16 protein-coding genes are annotated in these 18740 nt (G+C 41.8%); 6 read left to right on the top strand and 10 right to left on the bottom strand.

Annotation, left to right across the window (positions count from 1 at the left end; all coding sequences use genetic code 11):
* The first annotated feature begins 24 nt into the window (after positions 1-24).
* From DDV96_RS12535 to DDV96_RS12545, 3 genes are all read left to right on the top strand, one after another.
* Positions 25-1767, top strand: coding sequence for an efflux RND transporter periplasmic adaptor subunit (locus DDV96_RS12535; protein WP_116695120.1), 1743 nt, complete (start codon positions 25-27; stop codon positions 1765-1767).
* Between the two features lie 67 nt (positions 1768-1834).
* A complete protein-coding gene (locus tag DDV96_RS12540; RefSeq protein ID WP_317045967.1) occupies positions 1835-2233 on the top strand; it encodes a GIY-YIG nuclease family protein in 399 nt (132 codons plus the stop codon).
* A 377-nt stretch (positions 2234-2610) separates the two neighbouring features.
* Positions 2611-3201: a hypothetical protein gene (locus DDV96_RS12545; protein WP_116695208.1), complete on the top strand. Its 591-nt coding sequence runs from the start codon at positions 2611-2613 to the stop codon at positions 3199-3201.
* Here the strand turns inward: DDV96_RS12545 and DDV96_RS12550 are convergent.
* Positions 3188-4714: a GH3 family domain-containing protein gene (locus DDV96_RS12550; protein ID WP_116695122.1), complete on the bottom strand. Its 1527-nt coding sequence runs from the start codon at positions 4712-4714 to the stop codon at positions 3188-3190. The two genes, DDV96_RS12545 and DDV96_RS12550, sit on opposite strands and share 14 nt — an antisense overlap.
* A gap of 94 nt (positions 4715-4808) precedes the next feature.
* Between DDV96_RS12550 and rluF the strand changes: the two genes are divergently transcribed.
* Complete coding sequence (gene rluF, locus DDV96_RS12555; protein WP_116695123.1) at positions 4809-5621, top strand: 23S rRNA pseudouridine(2604) synthase RluF; 813 nt, start codon at positions 4809-4811, stop codon at positions 5619-5621.
* A gap of 84 nt (positions 5622-5705) precedes the next feature.
* Here the strand turns inward: rluF and DDV96_RS12560 are convergent, their stop codons facing one another.
* A complete protein-coding gene (locus DDV96_RS12560; protein WP_116695124.1) occupies positions 5706-6143 on the bottom strand; it encodes an Hsp20/alpha crystallin family protein in 438 nt (145 codons plus the stop codon).
* A gap of 208 nt (positions 6144-6351) precedes the next feature.
* Between DDV96_RS12560 and DDV96_RS12565 the strand changes: the two genes are divergently transcribed.
* Positions 6352-7644: a DUF2254 domain-containing protein gene (locus tag DDV96_RS12565; protein ID WP_116695125.1), complete on the top strand. Its 1293-nt coding sequence runs from the start codon at positions 6352-6354 to the stop codon at positions 7642-7644.
* A 63-nt stretch (positions 7645-7707) separates the two neighbouring features.
* Here the strand turns inward: DDV96_RS12565 and sucC are convergent, their stop codons facing one another.
* On the bottom strand, positions 7708-8898 hold the full coding sequence (gene sucC / locus DDV96_RS12570) for an ADP-forming succinate--CoA ligase subunit beta (RefSeq protein WP_116695126.1): 1191 nt from the start codon (positions 8896-8898) through the stop codon (positions 7708-7710).
* A 192-nt stretch (positions 8899-9090) separates the two neighbouring features.
* On the opposite strand from sucC, the gene DDV96_RS12575 reads away from it, so the two are divergent.
* Positions 9091-9618: a DUF421 domain-containing protein gene (locus tag DDV96_RS12575; protein ID WP_116695127.1), complete on the top strand. Its 528-nt coding sequence runs from the start codon at positions 9091-9093 to the stop codon at positions 9616-9618.
* Here the strand turns inward: DDV96_RS12575 and DDV96_RS12580 are convergent.
* From DDV96_RS12580 to DDV96_RS12610, 7 genes are all read right to left on the bottom strand, one after another.
* Entirely contained in the window at positions 9615-10556 is a 942-nt protein-coding gene (locus DDV96_RS12580; RefSeq protein WP_116695128.1) for an NAD(P)H-dependent flavin oxidoreductase, read from the bottom strand. The two genes, DDV96_RS12575 and DDV96_RS12580, sit on opposite strands and share 4 nt — an antisense overlap.
* Positions 10557-10561: 5 nt before the next feature.
* Complete coding sequence (locus DDV96_RS12585; protein WP_240607721.1) at positions 10562-12187, bottom strand: S8 family serine peptidase; 1626 nt, start codon at positions 12185-12187, stop codon at positions 10562-10564.
* A gap of 15 nt (positions 12188-12202) precedes the next feature.
* Entirely contained in the window at positions 12203-13399 is a 1197-nt protein-coding gene (mnmA, locus tag DDV96_RS12590; RefSeq protein ID WP_116695130.1) for a tRNA 2-thiouridine(34) synthase MnmA, read from the bottom strand.
* A 133-nt stretch (positions 13400-13532) separates the two neighbouring features.
* Positions 13533-14231 (bottom strand): toxin-antitoxin system YwqK family antitoxin, encoded by a 699-nt coding sequence (locus tag DDV96_RS12595; protein ID WP_116695131.1) that lies wholly within the window; start codon positions 14229-14231, stop codon positions 13533-13535.
* Positions 14232-14425: 194 nt separating this feature from the next.
* Positions 14426-16315, bottom strand: coding sequence for a membrane protein insertase YidC (gene yidC, locus DDV96_RS12600; protein WP_116695132.1), 1890 nt, complete (start codon positions 16313-16315; stop codon positions 14426-14428).
* Between the two features lie 156 nt (positions 16316-16471).
* Positions 16472-18088 (bottom strand): CTP synthase, encoded by a 1617-nt coding sequence (locus tag DDV96_RS12605; protein WP_116695133.1) that lies wholly within the window; start codon positions 18086-18088, stop codon positions 16472-16474.
* Between the two features lie 257 nt (positions 18089-18345).
* The gene (locus tag DDV96_RS12610; protein ID WP_116695134.1) at positions 18346-18687 is read right to left on the bottom strand and encodes a hypothetical protein; all 342 of its coding nucleotides are present in this window, start codon (positions 18685-18687) and stop codon (positions 18346-18348) included.
* Between the last annotated feature and the right edge of the window lie 53 nt (positions 18688-18740).

The following is an 18740-nucleotide window of genomic DNA, read 5'->3' on the forward strand; positions in this document are numbered from 1 at the left end:
AGTATTGAACTAATGTAACAAATTATGAAAAAGAATATAATATACATATTGCTGGCACTTGTAGGTGGTCTATTGGTTGGCTACTTAATTTTCGGTACTGCTACTGAAGGTTCCGTCTCAGAAAAGGATATTTCTGAACTATCTGATTCCCATGACCACGAAGGCGAAACGGTTGCACAGATGTGGACCTGCTCGATGCACCCACAAATTATGCAACCCGAACCCGGCGATTGCCCTATTTGCGGAATGGATCTCATCCCAGCCGAGAGCACATCCGATGGATTGGCTGCCAATGAATTTACCATGACCGAAAATGCCATGGCGTTGGCCAATATTCAAACAACAGTTGTGGGGAGCGCTAACATTTCAGAAAATGGGACAATGAGTCTTTCCGGAAAAATATTGGAAAACGAAGAGGCCAACGCTATTCAAACCAGTTATTTTGACGGGCGTATAGAGCGCTTAAATATGAATTATAAAGGCCAAGAAGTTAACAAAGGCCAATTATTGGCTACCATTTATGCTCCAAAATTAGTCGCCGCACAACAAGAACTGATTACCGCAGCTTCCCTCAAAGAATCGCAACCTGCCTTGTATAAAGCAGTGCGCAACAAACTGAAATTGTGGAAACTTTCAGAAAAACAAATCAATGCCATCGAAACCTCTGGAGTGGTACGCGAAAATTTTCCTATTTATGCCACGGTTTCGGGTACCGTTTCAGAAGTTTTAAGTGCTGAAGGGGATTATGTAAAGCAAGGACAGCCCATATTAAAAATGACCAACCTCAACACCGTTTGGGCTACTTTTGATGTCTATGAAAACCAGATTTCAGAAATTAGCAAAGGACAGGAGGTTATTGTCACTACAAACGCCTACCCCAATAAGGAATTTACGGCGACCATTTCGTTTATCAACCCTGTTTTAGACACCCAAACCCGGACTGTCAAGGTACGGGCTACATTAAAGAACACCGAAGGAGTTTTTAAACCCGGCATGTTCGTTACCGGAACCATTGAAGGCTTAAGTGATACATCGGGTTCCTCACAAATCACCGTTCCGGCAAGTGCGGTGTTATGGACGGGCGAGCGATCGCTAGTGTATGTTAAAACAGCTGCCGAAAAGCCAGTTTTTGAAATGCGCGAAGTTACTTTAGGTACTAAATCTGGAGATAACTACACCATTACCGACGGCTTGGTTCCTGGCGATGAAATTGTTACTAACGGAACCTTTACCGTCGATGCCGCCGCGCAGTTGCAGGGCAAGAAATCGATGATGAACCCAAGTGAAAATGAAGATGAAATTGAAGATGAAGTTGAAATGGAGATGGAGCTTTCAGAATCGGTTCAACAGCAATTAAAAGGGGGGTTACCTAATTATTTTGCAATGAAGAATGCCTTTGTGGAAAGTGATTCCAAAAAAGTATCGCAATTGGCTTCAGAGATGAGCAGCAAATTGGCAACCATAAAAGAGACCAATTTGGGGGCTATGGAACAAAAACATATCGCTAAAAGCAAGGAAATATTGAAAATGATTTCAGAAAGCGATGATCTGGAAGACCAACGAAACCATTTTGTAGGGCTTAACCAAACCATTATTCCGTTGTTTAAAAATATGGAGAACAACTCAGAAACTATTTTTATTCAAAAATGTCCCATGGCAAACAGCAACAAAGGCGCTTCTTGGTTAAGTACCGAAGAAGAAATACGCAATCCTTATTATGGCGACGCGATGATGACGTGCGGCAGTGTTATTGATTCTATTGAATAGCGCATCTCTGTCATTCCGAAGCAGGAACGACTGAGGAATCGCATTTGAGTGAAAGGCCGAAGGTTTAATGGAAAACACAGGCTTTCAAGTTTTCTGTGACAAACAGTGTGTGATTTCTCTCCCGAGGCTTCGGGATCGAAATGACCGAAAATATTATATTTACAAGATGTTGTTCAACTATTTTGTATATATCGTTACCAACACCTACAGGACTACCATTTATATTGGAGTTACCAATAATATTCAACGGAGGATTTCCCAGCATTATTTTGATAGCCAAAACGGAGGTAAATCGTTTGCCGGAAAATATAACTGTTATTATTTAGTCTATTATGAAGGTTTTCAATCTCCAAATGAAGCGATTGCAAGAGAAAAAGAATTAAAGAAATGGCGAAGGGAGAAAAAGAATAAATTGATCACAGATTTCAACCCCAAATGGGAAAGCTTGAACAATCAAGTGATTTAAAAAACAGGTTGTGATTTCTCTCCCGAGGGTTCGAGATCGAAATGACTGGATTAGTCATTCCGAAGGAGGAACGACTGAGGAATCGCATCTGAGTGAAAGGCGAAAAATTTAATGGAACGACAAAAGTTTTCAAGTATTCCGTAACAAAGAGGATGGGATTTCTCCTAACGTCGAAATGACTGGATTAGTCATTCCACAGGAGGAAACGACGAGGAATCGCCCCCCTAAAAGACCAAAATCGCAATGGAAAGACAAAACCCCTGAAACCCTGCGAAGATTTAGAACCGAAATGACTTATGATTCAAGATGGCATTAAACTTTAATTTATGACCCTGTTAACACAACTCTTTTTTCCTATTTTGTATTTTTCAATAACTATGACGCCACTGCAAGACAGTATCCCAACCCACAAAATCATTCCAGAATCCATAAAGGAAGAAGCTTTAACAGCACTGTCCTATTTTCCCGAACTAAAGGATACACCCATTACCTTTAAATTTAAAGACCGCATTAAAAAATCGACCATGCAAGCACAACCCACCTGGGGCAGTTTTTTTAAACGCAAGGAAAACAGGGAATACGTGATATTGATCAGCCGGAAAATACAGATTGAAAATGAAGAGTTTACCATAAACGACATCCCTTCCGATGTGATTACCGGCTGGCTGGGCCACGAACTGGGCCATGTTATGGACTACCGGAACCGCAACAATTTTGGGATGCTTATCTTTGGCATAAAATACCTCTTTTCAAAAATGCACATCAAAGAGGTGGAACGTGCGGCCGATACCATTGCAATAGCCCATGGTATGGGTGATTACATTTTAAAGACCAAGCACTATATTTTAGATCAGGCGAACATTTCAGAAAAATATAAAAAACGCATCCGCTCGTTCTATATGTCGCCCGAAGAAGTCATGGAACTCATCAATAAAGGCAAATTGAAAGAAGCCGCTACGGCTGAATAGAAGCTGCAAAATCTTCCCATTCTTTAAACTTTTCTTCGTCCATAACCTTTTCCATTTTAACTTGACCGCCTTTCTTTTTGTTTTTGGCATTCCATTCGTGAAAAGTACTTGGTGGCACCGTAGTTACCTTTACGCCTCTCAATGCCTTGCCACGGGCCACTTTATAGTTTTTATTGGCCTTTTGCAAAGCGGTGTCAAGCACTTCTGAGAGTTTGCTTTCTTCTATTGTGGCCGTCGTTCCTAAATACCAATGGTGGTAAAATTCGCCATTTTTCTTAACCGCAGCGATGGTAAATTCCGGCAATTCGATATCAAATTGCTGTTCCAGTTCGCGGAGGGCCGTTTCCATTTTATTGACCGAAAGCTGCGAGCCTACCACGTTTAAAAAGAATTTAGTGCGTCCAGTAATGATTATTTCGGCCTTTTCCACATCGGTAAAAGCAATGGTGTCGCCAATTAAATAACGCCAAGCACCAGAAACCGAACTCATAACCAATACATAATCGGTATCTTTTTCTACTTCTGAAAGGTTCAGCACCGGGGCATCTTGCGCAATGGAACCATCTTTGTTGACATATTCAGGCTTAAAAGGAACAAACTCAAAATAGATACCATTGTCTGTAACCAGTTTCATGGCTGTGGTGCCAGGGCGTTGCTGAAAAGCGATAAACCCTTCGGAAGCCAGATAGGTATCGATAACGGTAATAGGCCGCGCCAACAGTTTATTGAAACTTTTTTCGTACGGTTGAAAGGCCACGCCACCACTGGTATATACTTGCAGGTTGGGCCAGATGTCGTGAATGGTCTCCAGGTTATTGTGTTCGATCACTTTTTTCATCATCAGTTCCATCCAAGAGGGAATACCGCTCAACGCGCCGATGTCCCATTCGTGGGCACGCTCGGCAATGGTTTGCACGCGTTGGTCCCAATCGGCTATTTTGGCGATTTCTTCACCCGGTTTGTAATACCCACGAAACCAGAACGGGATGTTGCTGGCACTAATGCCACTTATTTCGCCTTCATGAAACTCGTCTCTTTTTTCCAAATCGGTCGAGCTGCCCAACATCATAATTTCTTTTTCAAAAAAATCGGGCGGAAGATCGAAGTTTGCCAAAGCACCCACTTGCTTGATGCCGGTCTTGCGTATGGCTTCGATCATGTCTTTGGTGACGGGAATGCGTTTACTGGTTTTTCCGGTAGTGCCGCTGCTCAAAGCAAAATAATCTGGTTTTCCCGGCCAGGTAATATCTTCAAAACCTTCATGAACGCGGTGCCACCATTCATTTGTCATTTTATTGTAATCGTGAAAGGAAACGGTTTCAGCAAAATGCGTTGCGGTATCTTTTGCTTTCAGGATTTTTTTAAAGCCGTAATACTTTCCAAAGGAAGTATTCTGTGCCTTTTCCAATAGGTTCTTCAATACGTTCTGTTGTGCCTCAACAGGGGAGTCTTCGGTAACCAAATTATCCCGAAGGTCGATTGCACTTTTTATAATAGAGCCTAGTACCGCCATGTGTTCTTTTTTTCTGAAAATATAATAATTAAAGAATTTCTGCTATTTATTTAAAACAAGTTTAACGATTGTACAATTTGTATCTTTGCAAACTATGACACACCATCCAGATTCCGTACGCATTAACAAAGCCATTAGCGATAGTGGATACTGCTCCAGAAGGCAGGCGGATACCTTGATTGAAAAGGAAAAAGTAACCATTAACGGTACCTTGGCTACCTTGGGCGACCGCGTGATGCCCGACGACGAAGTGAGGGTGGACGGCAAGTTGATTACCGAAAATGAAAACCTGGTGTATATTGCCCTTAACAAACCTATTGGCATTACCTGTACTACTGACAGGCGCGTGGAAGGCAATGTGGTGGATTTTATAAACCATGATGAACGCATATTCCATATTGGTAGGCTCGACAAACCCAGCGAAGGCCTGTTGTTGATGACCAATGATGGTGATATCGTGAACAAAATTTTAAGGGCCGGCAACAAACATGAAAAAGAATATATCGTAACAGTGGACCGGCCCATAACCAACGACTTCATAAAACGAATGGGCAATGGTATCCCTATTTTGGATACGGTCACCAAAAAATGCAAGGTGGAAAAAATAAGCCGGTTTGTGTTCCGTATTATCTTGGTACAAGGCTTAAACAGGCAAATACGCAGGATGTGCGAATATTTGGGCTACGAGGTTACCGCTCTAAAAAGAATACGCATCATGAACATAGACTTGGACGGCTTGCCCGTTGGTTCTTGGCGCGACCTCACCAAAGAGGAATTAAAAACCCTAAAAGAATCTGTTGAAGTATCTAAAAATGTCCCTCAATCCAAAAGACCACAACAAAGCACCGGCAACGCAAAAAAAGTTGGCAACAAACAAAGTACTGGCGGCAAACGCAGAAAAAGGTAGTTTTTTAAAAGAGGCCATAAAAAAACCGCACACCGATTGAGTAGTGTGCGGTCATTTCAACTAACTAACCAAATTAAATTTCAATTATGAAATCTCAACCATTCTTTTTAATGCTTTTTCTTCTTCTTTTTTGGGCAATGTAATTTGCAATACCCCGTTTTTATATGTTGCGTTTACAGCTTCTACATCAATGTTTTCCGGTAAGGTAAACGATCGTTCAAATGTACTGTAATCAAACTCTTTACGCGTGTAATTTGTTTTATTTTCTGTGCTATTTTCTTCTTTGTTTTCTGAAGAAACCTCCGCGGAAATTTTCAAAACGTCATCTTCAAGTTCAATATTAAAGTTTTCTTTCCTTAAACCAGGCACAGCTAATTCAACTACAAAATTCGTGTTTTTTTCTTGAATATTTACAGCTGGAATGCTAAAGTTTTCATAATTGGGAACGTCCAATCTGTTTTCGGCAAACAATTCATCCAACACCGATGGAAACCAATTGCTGTTTGTTTTAACTAAACTCATAATCTATAATTTTATTGTTGTTATATGTTCTTTTTTATCTTCTGTTTGGTATATGGCAAAAGCGGTTCCACAATGTTAATTATGCCATTATGTCTTTTTTATCACTCTATATTATGCCATTTTGACGGTTTTAAGGAGTGTTAAAAAAATACGGGCCATATAACAAAACCAAAGTTTTCTATTTATCTTTAGGGCAAGAGCCTGTTATATGAAACAATTTCTTGTTAGAATCCATACTTTTTACAGTACGTTAAAAAGTAAGATAGCGTTTTACCCATCGCTTATCGCCTTGTTTGGTTTTGTTATAGCTTTGATCATGGTAATTGCCGAACAAAAAGGAATATCAAGGCATCTCATAGAAGTATTTCCCCTATTGGTTGTTGAAGATGGCGATACGGCTTTAAGTGTGTTGAGCACGTGTATTGGTGGGCTTATTTCTTTAATGGTATTCAGTTTTTCTATGGTGATGTTGCTGTTGAGCCAGGCTTCGAGCAATTTTTCGCCACGGTTGTTGCCCGGGCTTATTTCGAACAAAAGGCACCAGATTATCCTTGGGGTGTACCTGGGCACGATTATCTATAATATTTTTACGCTTTTCAGTGTAGAGACCAGTGAAGAAAAGTTTACGCTACCAGGTTTTTCCATATTGCTGGGGGTGGTGTTCAGCATTATCTGTTTGGGAGCGTTTATTTTTTTTATCCACAATATTTCGCAAAGCATACAGATTAACAATATCATGGACGGTATCTACGATCAAGCCACCCATAGGCTCAACAGTATCATTGAGCGCGAAGACGAGAAAAAAGATCAAATTATCCAAGCGTTTCCCAAAACCGAAAACTGGTACAGCTACACCTCGCCCAAGAGCGGATATTTTCAAAATATTGCCACGCAAAATATCATCGATATCTGTAAAAGGAAAGAGATGAAACTATACATCACCGTTCCCAAGGGACTTTTTGTATTGAAAAACATCCGCGTACTGAAAGCCAACAAAAAACTGGATGAAGACACGGTGCAAGCTATTTTCGCAAACCTGAACTTTGCCAGGGGCGAATACATACAAGATAATTATGCCTTAGCCTTTAAACAAATTACCGAAATTGCCGTACGGGCCATGTCTCCTGGTGTAAACGATCCTGGAACGGCCATCAACGCTATAGATTACCTTACCGAACTGTTCGCTTTACGCATGAAAAAAAATGATTTGGGCGTATTTTCGGAAGAAGGCAACCCGTACATCAAAATTGCAGTGGTGCATTTTCATGAGCTGTTGTACCAAGTAATGGCCTCACTTCGAACCTACTGTCGCCACGACCCCACCGTTGCCCAAAAACTCATCTGGATGCTGGGCTACTTAAAACAACAGCCTTCGCTGGAACAAGCGTACATGGAAGCGATTGATGAAGAGCTGAAAGTATTGCTTAAAGCCATTTCATTTGATTCGGAAAAAGATATGGAAAAGGTTCAACAATTAGCCGACAGTATTTTGAAATCTTAAACAAGAGCACAAAAAAACCTGAAGCGAAACACTTCAGGCTTTGTATAATCTTAATTCGCTTTGTTACGACAGTACTTTATGTACTTTATCGGCAGCTTCTTGAAACTCGACAGCACTTTCAACCGCAAGACCACTGTTGTCTATCAACTCTTTTGCTTTATCGGCATTGGTGCCTTGCAAACGTACAATAATAGGAACATCGATATTGCCCATGTTTTTATAGGCATCTACAACACCTTGTGCCACACGGTCGCAACGTACGATCCCTCCAAAGATATTTACCAAAATAGCTTTTACCGAAGGATCTTTCAATATTAAGTTGAATGCTTTTTCCACACGCTCGGCATCTGCGGTACCACCAACGTCCAAGAAGTTAGCAGGCTCTCCTCCGGCTTGTTTAATAAGGTCCATTGTGGCCATAGCAAGACCAGCACCATTTACCATACAACCAACGTTGCCATCTAAGTCCACATAGCTCAATCCGGCTTCGCGGGCTTCCACCTCAACAGGGTTTTCTTCTCTGGTGTCGCGCATAGCGGCATAGTCCTTATGACGAAAGAGCGCATTGTCGTCCAACGTTACTTTTGCGTCTACAGCGATAATCTTGTCGTCGCTTGTTTTAAGGACGGGGTTTATTTCAAACAAAGAAGAATCAGACTCGGTATAGGCTTTGTAAAGTGCGGTTACAAACTTGGTCATTTGTTTAAATGCCTTGCCGCTCAATCCCAAATTAAAAGCGATACGACGTGCTTGAAACGGCATAAGCCCTAAAGCGGGATCAACTTCTTCATTGAAGATTAAATGTGGGGTTTCGTCGGCTACGGTTTCAATGTCCATGCCTCCTTCGGTGGAGTACATAATCATGTTTTTTCCGGTAGCACGGTTAAGCAGAACGCTCATATAATATTCTTCAGGTTCGCTATCGCCAGGATAGTACACATCTTCGGTGATCAACACTTGGTTTACTTTCTTTCCTTCCTCACTGGTTTGTGGGGTAACCAAATTCATCCCGATGATCTCACCTGCAATTTCTTCGACCTCTTTTAGGTTTTTGGCCAATTTTACGCCGCCGCCCTTACCTCGGCCACCTGCGTGCACCTGTGCTTTTACCACGTGCCAGCCGGTACCGGTTTCTTCGGTCAATTTTTTTGCAGCCTCGACTGCTTCTTCTGGAGTTTCAGCAACGATTCCGCGCTGTATTTCAACTCCAAAACTATTCAGTATTTCTTTTCCTTGATATTCGTGTAAATTCATAATAGCGTTTTATGGCTTAGTTTTAAGATGCACAAAAGTAACAAATGTAATAGGATTTTACTACTATTTTTTGCCCAGTCCTGCGGGTATTACGAAAATTTTATGGTTTTTCTCACCCTAATTTTTTATTAACATGAACGAAGCGGTTGTTTTTTTACAGTATCTTTTCAGAACTAATAAAAACCAATCATTATGTCACTCGATCATTTTTTCAAAAACCTCACAGAAATACCCGAAGTGTTTATCGGCACCACTGTTATCTTTATTCTTTTAATCTTGTACACCAGACTTTTTGGATTGAAAAGTTTCAGTAAGATGACAGGCTTTGATTTTGTAATTACCGTTGCCATCGGTAACATTATTGCGATGACGGTGAACACAGGCAGTCCTTCCGTTTTGGTGGGCGCCGTTTTACTGCTTATCCTCTACGCGCTGAATTATTTAATTAATTATATAAGATTTAAAAGCCAATCGGTTGAAAAACTAATTGAAAACAAACCCATTATGCTTATGCGGAACGGTGAAATTTTAAAAGAGAATATGAAGAGATCGAAAGTAACCGAATCCGAACTGCAATCTAAATTACGGGAGGCTAACGTAATCAACCTTAGCCAAGTAAAGGCAGTTATCCTTGAATCTACAGGCGATGTGCTCGTTTTACATACCGATAAGGAAAATATCGATGTTGATGATTATTTGTTGCAGGGAATAGAAATTTAAAGGTTATATACTTCTTCTTTTGCTGTTTTAAATTCTGCAATCATATCTTCCACAATTTGGGCGGCTGGTTTGATGTCGTGTATCAGCCCGGAAATCTGACCGATTTCCAGTTCGCCTTCTTCCAAGTCGCCTTCAAACATGCCTTTTTTGGCACGGGCCCTACCCAAAAGCTTTATCAAGTCTTCTTTTTTTGGGTTTTTGGCATAAAGCTCCATAATGTCTTCAAAGAATTTGTTTTTCAGCATGCGCACGGGCGCCAACTCTTTTAAAGTGAGCATGGTGTCGCCTTCTTTAGCATTGATCACCATTTTTTTAAATGCTTGGTGCGAACTCGATTCTTCACTGGCCACAAAACGGCTACCCACCTGTACGGCATCGGCGCCTAACACCATTGCCGCCAGCATACCACGGCCGGTAGCAATTCCGCCAGCAGCAATCAATGGAATGTCAATTTGTTCTTTCACCATCGGGATTAAAGTGAAGGTGGTCGTTTCATCCCGACCATTATGTCCACCGGCTTCAAACCCTTCGGCAACTACGGCATCTACGCCTGCTTCTTGAGATTTTAATGCAAATTTCACACTGCTCACCACGTGGACGACAGTAATGCCGTGTTTTTGTAATTTTGACGTATAGGTTTTTGGGTTTCCGGCAGAAGTAAATACAATTTTCACCCCTTCATCTATAATAATATCGATGATTTCATCAATATCTGGGTACAACATCGGCACATTGACCCCAAAGGGTTTATCGGTCGCTTTTTGGCATTTTTGAATATGCTCCAGTAATATTTCAGGATACATAGAGCCAGCGCCAATAATCCCCAACCCACCGGCGTTGCTCACAGCACTGGCCAAACGCCAACCGCTGTTCCAGATCATTCCGGCTTGTATTAATGGATACTGTATATTGAAAAGTTCGGTAATCCTATTTTGCACGTATGTTACTGTTTAATCAGTTTAAATGAAGTTTTTTTGTTTCCGGTTTCAACGGTGGCAATATAAACCCCGGCGGTTAATTGAGAAACATCCACCTGATTGTTATTGGCTGAAATACGAGCTCTTTTCACTTGTTCTCCTAAGATATTATACATGGTGAAGGTTGCTTCGGCATATCCTTTGGGGAACGAAATGTTAACATCGGTCGTTACCGGGTTTGGATACAAAGCAAAGTTTTTCTGAAGCATTTCATCTTCAACAGACAATTGGATTAATGCATTATAGGCGTCTTCAAAATTTGGTATTCCGTAGCCCATTTCATCGGTAGGATTATCATACAAGGAACCAGATTCGCGTATCATTTGCATAATCTCGATGTTTGGGGTTTCTGGACGAACCTGCCAAAACGAAGCAACAGATCCAGCCATAATGGGCGAACTAAAAGAAGTACCATTGCTATAGGTAACGCTTCCATACAAATCTACAATGGCGGCACTCTCCCCTTGTGCCATCACGTCGGGTTTTACGCGGCCATCAACCGTGGGGCCTATTGAACTGAAATAGGCTAAATTTCCATACGCATCGACTGCCCCTATGGTTAACATTCCCGGTGCATCCCCTGGTGTTCCTACATATGTAAACCCATAATAACCATCATTTCCGGCCGATGTAACCAGTATCATGCCTTTATCGAACGCATGATTGGCACCGCGAGCCCCAATCGTGGTCTGCCCGTCCAGATCTTCATAACTATGGTTGTAGTCGGGATCATCAAAATCCTGGTAACCTAAGGAGGTGTTAACTACATCAACCCCAAGGCTGTCGGCGCGTTCCAAAGCTTCCACCCACAGGGCTTCTTCCAACGGACTTTCATTATCACCATCTTCGGTAACAAACAAATAATATGAAGCATTGGGAGCCGTACCTACAAATTCCCCATTTAAAAATGCTGCGGCATCACTAAGAGTATGTGATCCATGGCTTGACGTACCATCAACATTTTCTTGACGTTCCACAAAATCATATGTCCCTAAAAGCCTCCCTTCATTTCTAAGATTTTCAAAGGCGGGATTGTTCATAACGTTAGGAAAACCACCATCCATAAATGCAACTACCATGCCTTCTCCTGTAAAATTGTTTTCGTGCAGGAAATCCACAGAGAGCATTTCGGTTTGGTTGGCAGCATTACCGTAGTTGTATTCAATCCGGGACTGCTGATTTTCAATTTCAAATTTATCTGGAGTGGTGCCCGCCGGTTTTCTGAAATTTAAATCCTTATCAGCGAACTCTACTTCGGTAACAAAATCGAGATTCAACAAGTTATTGATGTTCGATATACTACCCCGTACATATACTGCATTCATCCATTTAGACTTGGCAAGCACTGTTATACCCGTGCTGTTGTTTACCTGGGTTTTATAACTTTCGTTCACCGGCACATCCCTTTCGTCTATTGGCGTACCATGCATTTGTTTGCGGTCTATGGCTTCTTGGGTTAATATGGTAATGGGGTTGGCAAGCGCATCTGCCACACCTTCTTTATCGGCAAAGAAAACGAGTGCGTCTTCTTGCGAAAATACAAGTTGTGTTGTAATTAGGGCGATTAACAGGAATAGTATTCTTTTCATCATAGTTTATTTTTAAATTTAAGATATTACGCCACTGCCTAGCAATTCTTCCCCTTGGTACCAAGCAACAAATTGTCCTTCGGTAATAGCAGATTGTGGTTCTTCAAAGATAACATAAAGTCCCGAAACGGTCTGGTGCAAAGTGGCTTTTTCAAGCGGTTGCCTGTACCGTATTCTTGCGACCATTTCTTTTGATTCATCAACTTCCAACCGCTGGTCTTTCCGTACCCAATGCACTTCTTCATTTTTAACGAAAAGGCCACGGCGGTACAAACCGGGATGTTTTTTTCCTTGTCCGGTGTAAATAATGTTTTCTTTCACATCGGTATCGATGACAAAGAGCGGTTCTTTAGTCCCGCCCACGGCCAAACCCTTACGTTGGCCTTTAGTAAAAAAGTGCGCGCCAGGATGCGTCCCCACTTTTTTGCCATCTGAAACCGTATAGGTGTTTTTTTCTGAAAGGAATTGCAGTTTTTCTTCTTCGGAAGAAAATTCAGGTTCGGTTTTTTGATAGGCCGAATAATCTGAAGGCACCTCCACGATCATCCCTTCTTTTGGTGCTAATTGATGTTGCAAAAACTCTGGAAGCCTTACCTTGCCAATAAAGCACAGCCCTTGGGAGTCTCTTTTTTCGGCAGTGATCAAGCCTTGTTCCGAAGCGATTTTACGCACTTCTGGTTTTAAAAGCTCCCCAATGGGAAACAATGTTTTTGAAAGCTGTTCTTGCGATAATTGACACAGAAAATACGACTGGTCTTTATTGGGATCTTTCCCTGAAAGCAATTGGTAGATTGTTGAACCCTCTTTTTCAATGGTACCTTTTCTACAATAATGACCGGTAGCCACATAATCGGCCCCCAGTTCCATGGCTATGTTCAAAAATACGTCAAACTTAATTTCACGGTTGCAAAGGACATCTGGATTTGGCGTGCGGCCCATTTTATATTCGTTGAACATGTAATCGACAATGCGCTCTTTGTACTGTTCGCTTAAATCGACCGTTTGAAAGGGAATGTTAAGTTTTTGGGCTACCAACATAGCATCGTTGCTGTCTTCCAGCCAAGGGCACTCGTTTGATATGGTTACCGAATCGTCATGCCAGTTTTTCATAAACAGACCAATAACCTCATACCCTTGCTCTTTCAACAAATATGCTGCCACGCTGGAATCCACTCCACCGCTTAAACCTACCACCACTCTTTTTTTTGTGTTCATGCTGCTATTGATCTAAAACTGCTTTGCGGGTGCAAAGATACAAATTTTAACACGGCTTTTTATCCTGCCCTATCTATTGTCTTTATGGTAATTACAGCAAAATTTATACCGTACCGGTCTAGAAGACTATGGTTTACTGCTTTTCTGGATTTTTCGGTTTGGGATACGTTTCTTCCAGTTCCAGTTCGCCGTTTTTAAAGTATTGCCAAAGACCGTATTTTTTCCCCTTTTTGTAATGGCCTTTAATGGTCAGGGTGCCGTTGTCGTCGTAATGCACAGCTTTCCCGCTAAGTTTGTCGGCTTCGTAATTGAGCTGCTTCAACAAAACACCCTGGGGAGAGTAAAACTTGCTTTCGCCATGTTTTAAACCGTTTTCGTAGTGGGTTTCTTCGGTTTTAGTGCCATTGGGATAATAGGTGGTTTTTGTTCCATCTAATTTTCCGTTTTTATAATATTCCCGGGTCATCACAGCGTTGGATCCCGCATGATAATAGACCCATTCCCCTATTCTATTTTTACCTTCCATTTCGCCTTCGCTCACCAATTTTCCTTTTATGGTGAAATAGCGCACATAAGCTTTTGTCCCTTCAGAAGAAAAATTCTTTACTGCCATGGGTTGCCCATTACAGGCTTTACAATAAAAATTGAATGTTCCTATTTCTTTTCCGTGGTCAAACTGGCCTTCATACCTTAGTTGTTGGGTGCCGGGATAGTATTTTTTCCATACCCCGTGCCGTTTGCCGTTTTCATCAAGCTGATTAACGTTTTCTTGCGCTATTGAAATTTGCAGGCTGACGAGTATTCCGAAGAAAAAAACAAAAACATGCTTCATTGTAACGTATCGTTTAAGTTATAAATCAAAACGCATAAGTGATGGCTAAAGTATAAAGCTATTTGACACAAAAAGAACATGTTTAAACTGACTACAGTCGAAATTTTTAACCGATTGATATACAATTGAGGTTTCGACTACGATCAACTTAACAGCGTTAAATTATTCGCTTTTTTGACACCCTCTATGACGCACTACTTTTTTTTCTGTGCTTTCTTTTGTTCTTCGGCCTGTTCCATCATTTCGGCCATTTTACGCTGAAAACGGTTTTGTTTCTTGGGCTGTTTTTTCTTTTTCTGAATTTTGGCGTGCACCTTATCTTCATCAATGATAAAATTCTTGATGACCAACATAATACCAATGGTAATAAGGTTTGAAGTTAAATAATACAACGACAGGCCACTGGCGTAGTTGTTAAAGAACACCAACATAAACAGCGGAGAGAGGTACATAATAAATTTCATGTTGGGCATTCCCGGTTGCTGCTGGGCTTGCATGTTCTGTCCCGTGGTCATCATCATATAGATAAAGATGGCGATAGAAGCCAAAATGGGAAACAAACTCACGTGGTCGCCATAAAACGGGATGTGAAACGGCAAATGGGCCACAACATCGTAACTGGACAGATCGTCTGCCCACAAAAAACTTTTTTGGCGCAAATCGAAGGCCGAAGGGAAAAAGGTGAACAAGGCGTAAAACACCGGTAATTGCAGTAACGCGGGCAAACATCCTTTCAACGGACTGGCCCCTGCGGCGCTTTGCAATTTCATGGTTTCCTGCTGGATCTTCATTTTGTTGTCTCCGTATTTTTCACGGATTTCTTCAATTTCCGGCCGCAAAATCTTCATCTTCGCCTGCGAAAGATATTGCTTGTACTGCACGGGCGACAGCAATAATTTTATCAATACGGTCAAGCAGATAATGGCTATCCCGGCAGGTAAAAAGCCACTTAAAAAGCCGAAAAGTGGAATAATAATGTATTTATTGATCATCCCGAAAATGCCCCAGCCCAAAGGCATGGCTTCATCCAGGTTTCTTCCATAATCATTGAAAATTTGATAATCGGTAGGCCCGTAATACATGTTCATATCGTAGGAAATCCCTCCTCCTTTGGGCTCCAACAGCATTTTGGCTCCGTATTGCTTGGTGTAAACGGTGTCTATTTCTTCGTCTTCTACCAAATCGACTGAGCTGAACGCCACTTCTTTAAAAGGCGTATCGGTCAACAGCAGCGAACTGAAGAAGTGCTGGCGGAAGTTCATCCACGTGACGTCTTTTTCCAGTTCTTCATCTTCTCCCGAAGGGGAAAGTTTATCGTGTTTTTCGTCCTCATATTCGTAAGTGAGACGGGTGTACCTATTTTCGTACGTAATGCTTTTTGCGTGGCGGTATCCTTTTAATCGCCAATCCAGATACATAGGCTGGGTGGTGTTGAGCACGCCTTCCAAGCCCTGCGATTTTACGCTGAAATTGAGCATATACTCATTGGGCAATAGCTCGTAACGGTATTCTATAAAGGCGTTTTCGGAAGTTTTTAACTTCATGGAAAGCACTTTATTATCGCCATTGGTGCTTGTGGTGGGTTCAAAAAAGAGGTCTTTGGTGTTCAGCAATCTGTTTTCCGAAGAAAATTGCAGGTTCAAGCTGCTGTTGCCATCTTTTATAAGGCTTACCGGTAGCGAATCGTAAGTGGTATGGTTCTTTAAACGGGCCTCGGTAATATATCCGCCTTGGTTGCTTATCTCTAAGTAAAGCACCTCATTTTCAAGTACCGTAGTGTTTTGTTTTGCCGATGGCAGCGTCCCGGAATAAGCAAACGACCCCAATTTGTTTTTCAGTTTTTCAAAAGCAAGCGAGTCTTGCGCATTGGCAATGGCCATTTCCTGGGTGGCATCATTGAGATTGGTTTCTTGCTGCCCTTCTTTTTCAGAAGCTTCTTGTGATTTTGAAGCCGCTTCGGTTTTGGCTTTTTCGGCCTGCACTGCATCTTCAGTAGGTTCTTGCATATAAAGCATCCATACCAATATACCACCAATCAATACAAACCCTATGAGGGAATTAATGTCAAAATTCTTTTTTTCCATGTACGCTGTACTTGTTTCAAAAAACGTCCGTTTTAACGGAGTATTTTATAATTAAATCTTTCTGAAATGTTCCTTTTTCAGAAAATTGTTCTTTTTAAAATTCACTTGCATAACGCAAATATCCCGCCCTAAAGCAAGGCACGCCAAATTGTCGCATCATTTTGTAACGGCATGTTCGTGGGCCGCTCTTACAAAATCGACAAACAACGGATGCGGGCTGGCCACGGTGCTTTTATATTCGGGGTGGTATTGCACGCCCACAAACCAAGGGTGTTCCGGCACTTCAACTACCTCGACCAATTGGGTGTCGGGATTGATCCCCGTCGCTACCATCCCGGCTTTTTCCAATTGTTCTTTATACTTGTTATTGTATTCATAGCGGTGGCGATGGCGCTCTTCAATGGTTTGCTGGTTATAAACCCGAGCTATAATACTGTTGGGCTTTACTTCGCACTTCCACGACCCCAGTCGCATGGTGCCTCCCATATCGGTAATATTTTTTTGGTCTTCCATCAAATTGATGACTGGATTGGCGGTTTGCGGATCCATTTCAGAAGAATTGGCATCTGCAATGCCCAAGACGTTTCGGCTGTATTCAATTACGGCCATTTGCATCCCCAAACAAATACCCAAAAACGGTAATTTGTTTTCGCGGGCGTACTGAACAGCTTCCACCTTGCCCTCGATACCGCGCTCACCGAAACCGGGCGCAACCAAAACGGCATCCAAATCACCTAATTTTTCTGCTGCATTATTCTTGTTGATGTATTCCGAATGAATGTATTTCACTTCTACGCTTACCTCATTTTCGGCACCGGCGTGAATGAAAGACTCCAAAATGGACTTGTAACTGTCCTGCAATTCGACATATTTACCAATCAAACCGATTTTTACGGTTCCTTTTGGATTTTTGTGACGCTTTAAAAATTGATTCCAACGGGTTAAATCGGGTTCATTTTTGTTTTCCATGCCCAATTTTTGGAGGGTCACGGTGTCCAGCCCTTCTTCCAGCATCATATTGGGCACATCGTAAATAGTAGAAGCATCGATGGACTGTATCACGGCTTCGCGTTTCACGTTACAGAACAAGGCCAGTTTCCTTCTCAGGTCGTCTGAAAGATCGTGCTCGGTTCGGCATACCAAAATATCGGCTTTTATACCGCTTTCCATCAAAGTTTTTACCGAGTGTTGGGTGGGTTTGGTTTTTAATTCGCCAGCGGCCGAAAGATAAGGCACCAACGTTAAATGAATGACCAAGGCGTTGTCATCGCCCAATTCCCATCGTAATTGCCGTACCGATTCTATATAGGGCAAAGATTCTATATCGCCGACAGTACCGCCAATTTCGGTAATGACGATATCGTATTCGCCGGTATTGCCCAAATGCTGAATGCGTTCTTTGATTTCGTTGGTAATATGCGGCACCACTTGAACGGTTTTGCCCAAAAACTCGCCCCGGCGTTCTTTTTCAATCACACTTTGGTAAATACGACCAGTGGTCACATTATTGGCCTGTGAAGTATTTACGTTTAAAAAGCGCTCGTAATGGCCCAGGTCGAGATCGGTTTCGGCGCCATCATCGGTTACGTAACATTCGCCATGTTCGTAGGGGTTCAAGGTGCCGGGATCTACATTAATGTAGGGATCCAGTTTTTGTATGGTAACACGGTAGCCCCTGGCCTGCAGTAGTTTGGCCAGCGACGCTGCGATGATTCCTTTTCCGAGAGATGATGATACCCCGCCCGTAACGAAGATGTATTTGGTAGTGCTCATGGTAAGCGTTACTGTGATGATTATACGGGGTGCAAATGTAACGAATTATTGTGGAAGGCAAGGGGTGATTTTTTATAAAGATTTGAGAACGGTACACGATTAGATTTTAGATGTGAGCCCCTATTACCATTTACGCTTAAAAGCTTGTACTTCGGCCGATGTCATAGACTTTTGCCGCTGGCCATTGGCTAAAAACCCTGCCACGAACGGGAAATTGACAAGCCGTATTGGTTAAATATATAAAATGATGAATTTGATTATCCTAAAATCTTGTTGCTCTGCGGATGTAAGTCGATGTGTTTGAGCAACAGCTTTACGGCCATAATAAGATTAAGGACTAGAAAAATGCCGCCCACAAGCAAGAATTTTTGTACGGAGATGGTAAATGACGGGCTCGCAACTATATCAGAAAACAGGGCTAAAAACAAATATAGGTTTAAAAGCACGAGAACGCTCCCTAAAAAAAGACCCAATCCTTTTTTATTGAAAACAAGCTGTGAGGTTAAAAGAATTAGCAATACAAAAGCAACGGGGTTTAATAATGTAGCGGTGGATACCCAATACAACAAGGTTGCCAAAACAAGGTACAGTTCTGGCATCCAATAGAATAAAGGCTTTATGTATTTTAACGTTATCCCCATGTAGCTTGTAT

This window comes from Marixanthomonas spongiae (assembly GCF_003095375.1).
Lineage (GTDB): Bacteria > Bacteroidota > Bacteroidia > Flavobacteriales > Flavobacteriaceae > Marixanthomonas > Marixanthomonas spongiae.

Coding starts and splice junctions, on each gene's coding strand:
- mnmA (WP_116695130.1), bottom strand. CDS start 13,399: ATGAACACAAAAAAAAGAGTGGTGGTAGGTTTAAGCGGTGGAGTGGAT.
- sucC (WP_116695126.1), bottom strand. CDS start 8,898: ATGAATTTACACGAATATCAAGGAAAAGAAATACTGAATAGTTTTGGA.
- DDV96_RS12545 (WP_116695208.1), top strand. CDS start 2,611: ATGACGCCACTGCAAGACAGTATCCCAACCCACAAAATCATTCCAGAA.
- DDV96_RS12605 (WP_116695133.1), bottom strand. CDS start 18,088: ATGAGCACTACCAAATACATCTTCGTTACGGGCGGGGTATCATCATCT.
- DDV96_RS12610 (WP_116695134.1), bottom strand. CDS start 18,687: ATGCCAGAACTGTACCTTGTTTTGGCAACCTTGTTGTATTGGGTATCC.
- DDV96_RS12550 (WP_116695122.1), bottom strand. CDS start 4,714: ATGGCGGTACTAGGCTCTATTATAAAAAGTGCAATCGACCTTCGGGAT.
- DDV96_RS12540 (WP_317045967.1), top strand. CDS start 1,835: ATGGAAAACACAGGCTTTCAAGTTTTCTGTGACAAACAGTGTGTGATT.
- DDV96_RS12575 (WP_116695127.1), top strand. CDS start 9,091: ATGTCACTCGATCATTTTTTCAAAAACCTCACAGAAATACCCGAAGTG.
- rluF (WP_116695123.1), top strand. CDS start 4,809: ATGACACACCATCCAGATTCCGTACGCATTAACAAAGCCATTAGCGAT.
- DDV96_RS12560 (WP_116695124.1), bottom strand. CDS start 6,143: ATGAGTTTAGTTAAAACAAACAGCAATTGGTTTCCATCGGTGTTGGAT.
- DDV96_RS12565 (WP_116695125.1), top strand. CDS start 6,352: ATGAAACAATTTCTTGTTAGAATCCATACTTTTTACAGTACGTTAAAA.
- yidC (WP_116695132.1), bottom strand. CDS start 16,315: ATGGAAAAAAAGAATTTTGACATTAATTCCCTCATAGGGTTTGTATTG.
- DDV96_RS12585 (WP_240607721.1), bottom strand. CDS start 12,187: ATGATGAAAAGAATACTATTCCTGTTAATCGCCCTAATTACAACACAA.
- DDV96_RS12595 (WP_116695131.1), bottom strand. CDS start 14,231: ATGAAGCATGTTTTTGTTTTTTTCTTCGGAATACTCGTCAGCCTGCAA.
- DDV96_RS12535 (WP_116695120.1), top strand. CDS start 25: ATGAAAAAGAATATAATATACATATTGCTGGCACTTGTAGGTGGTCTA.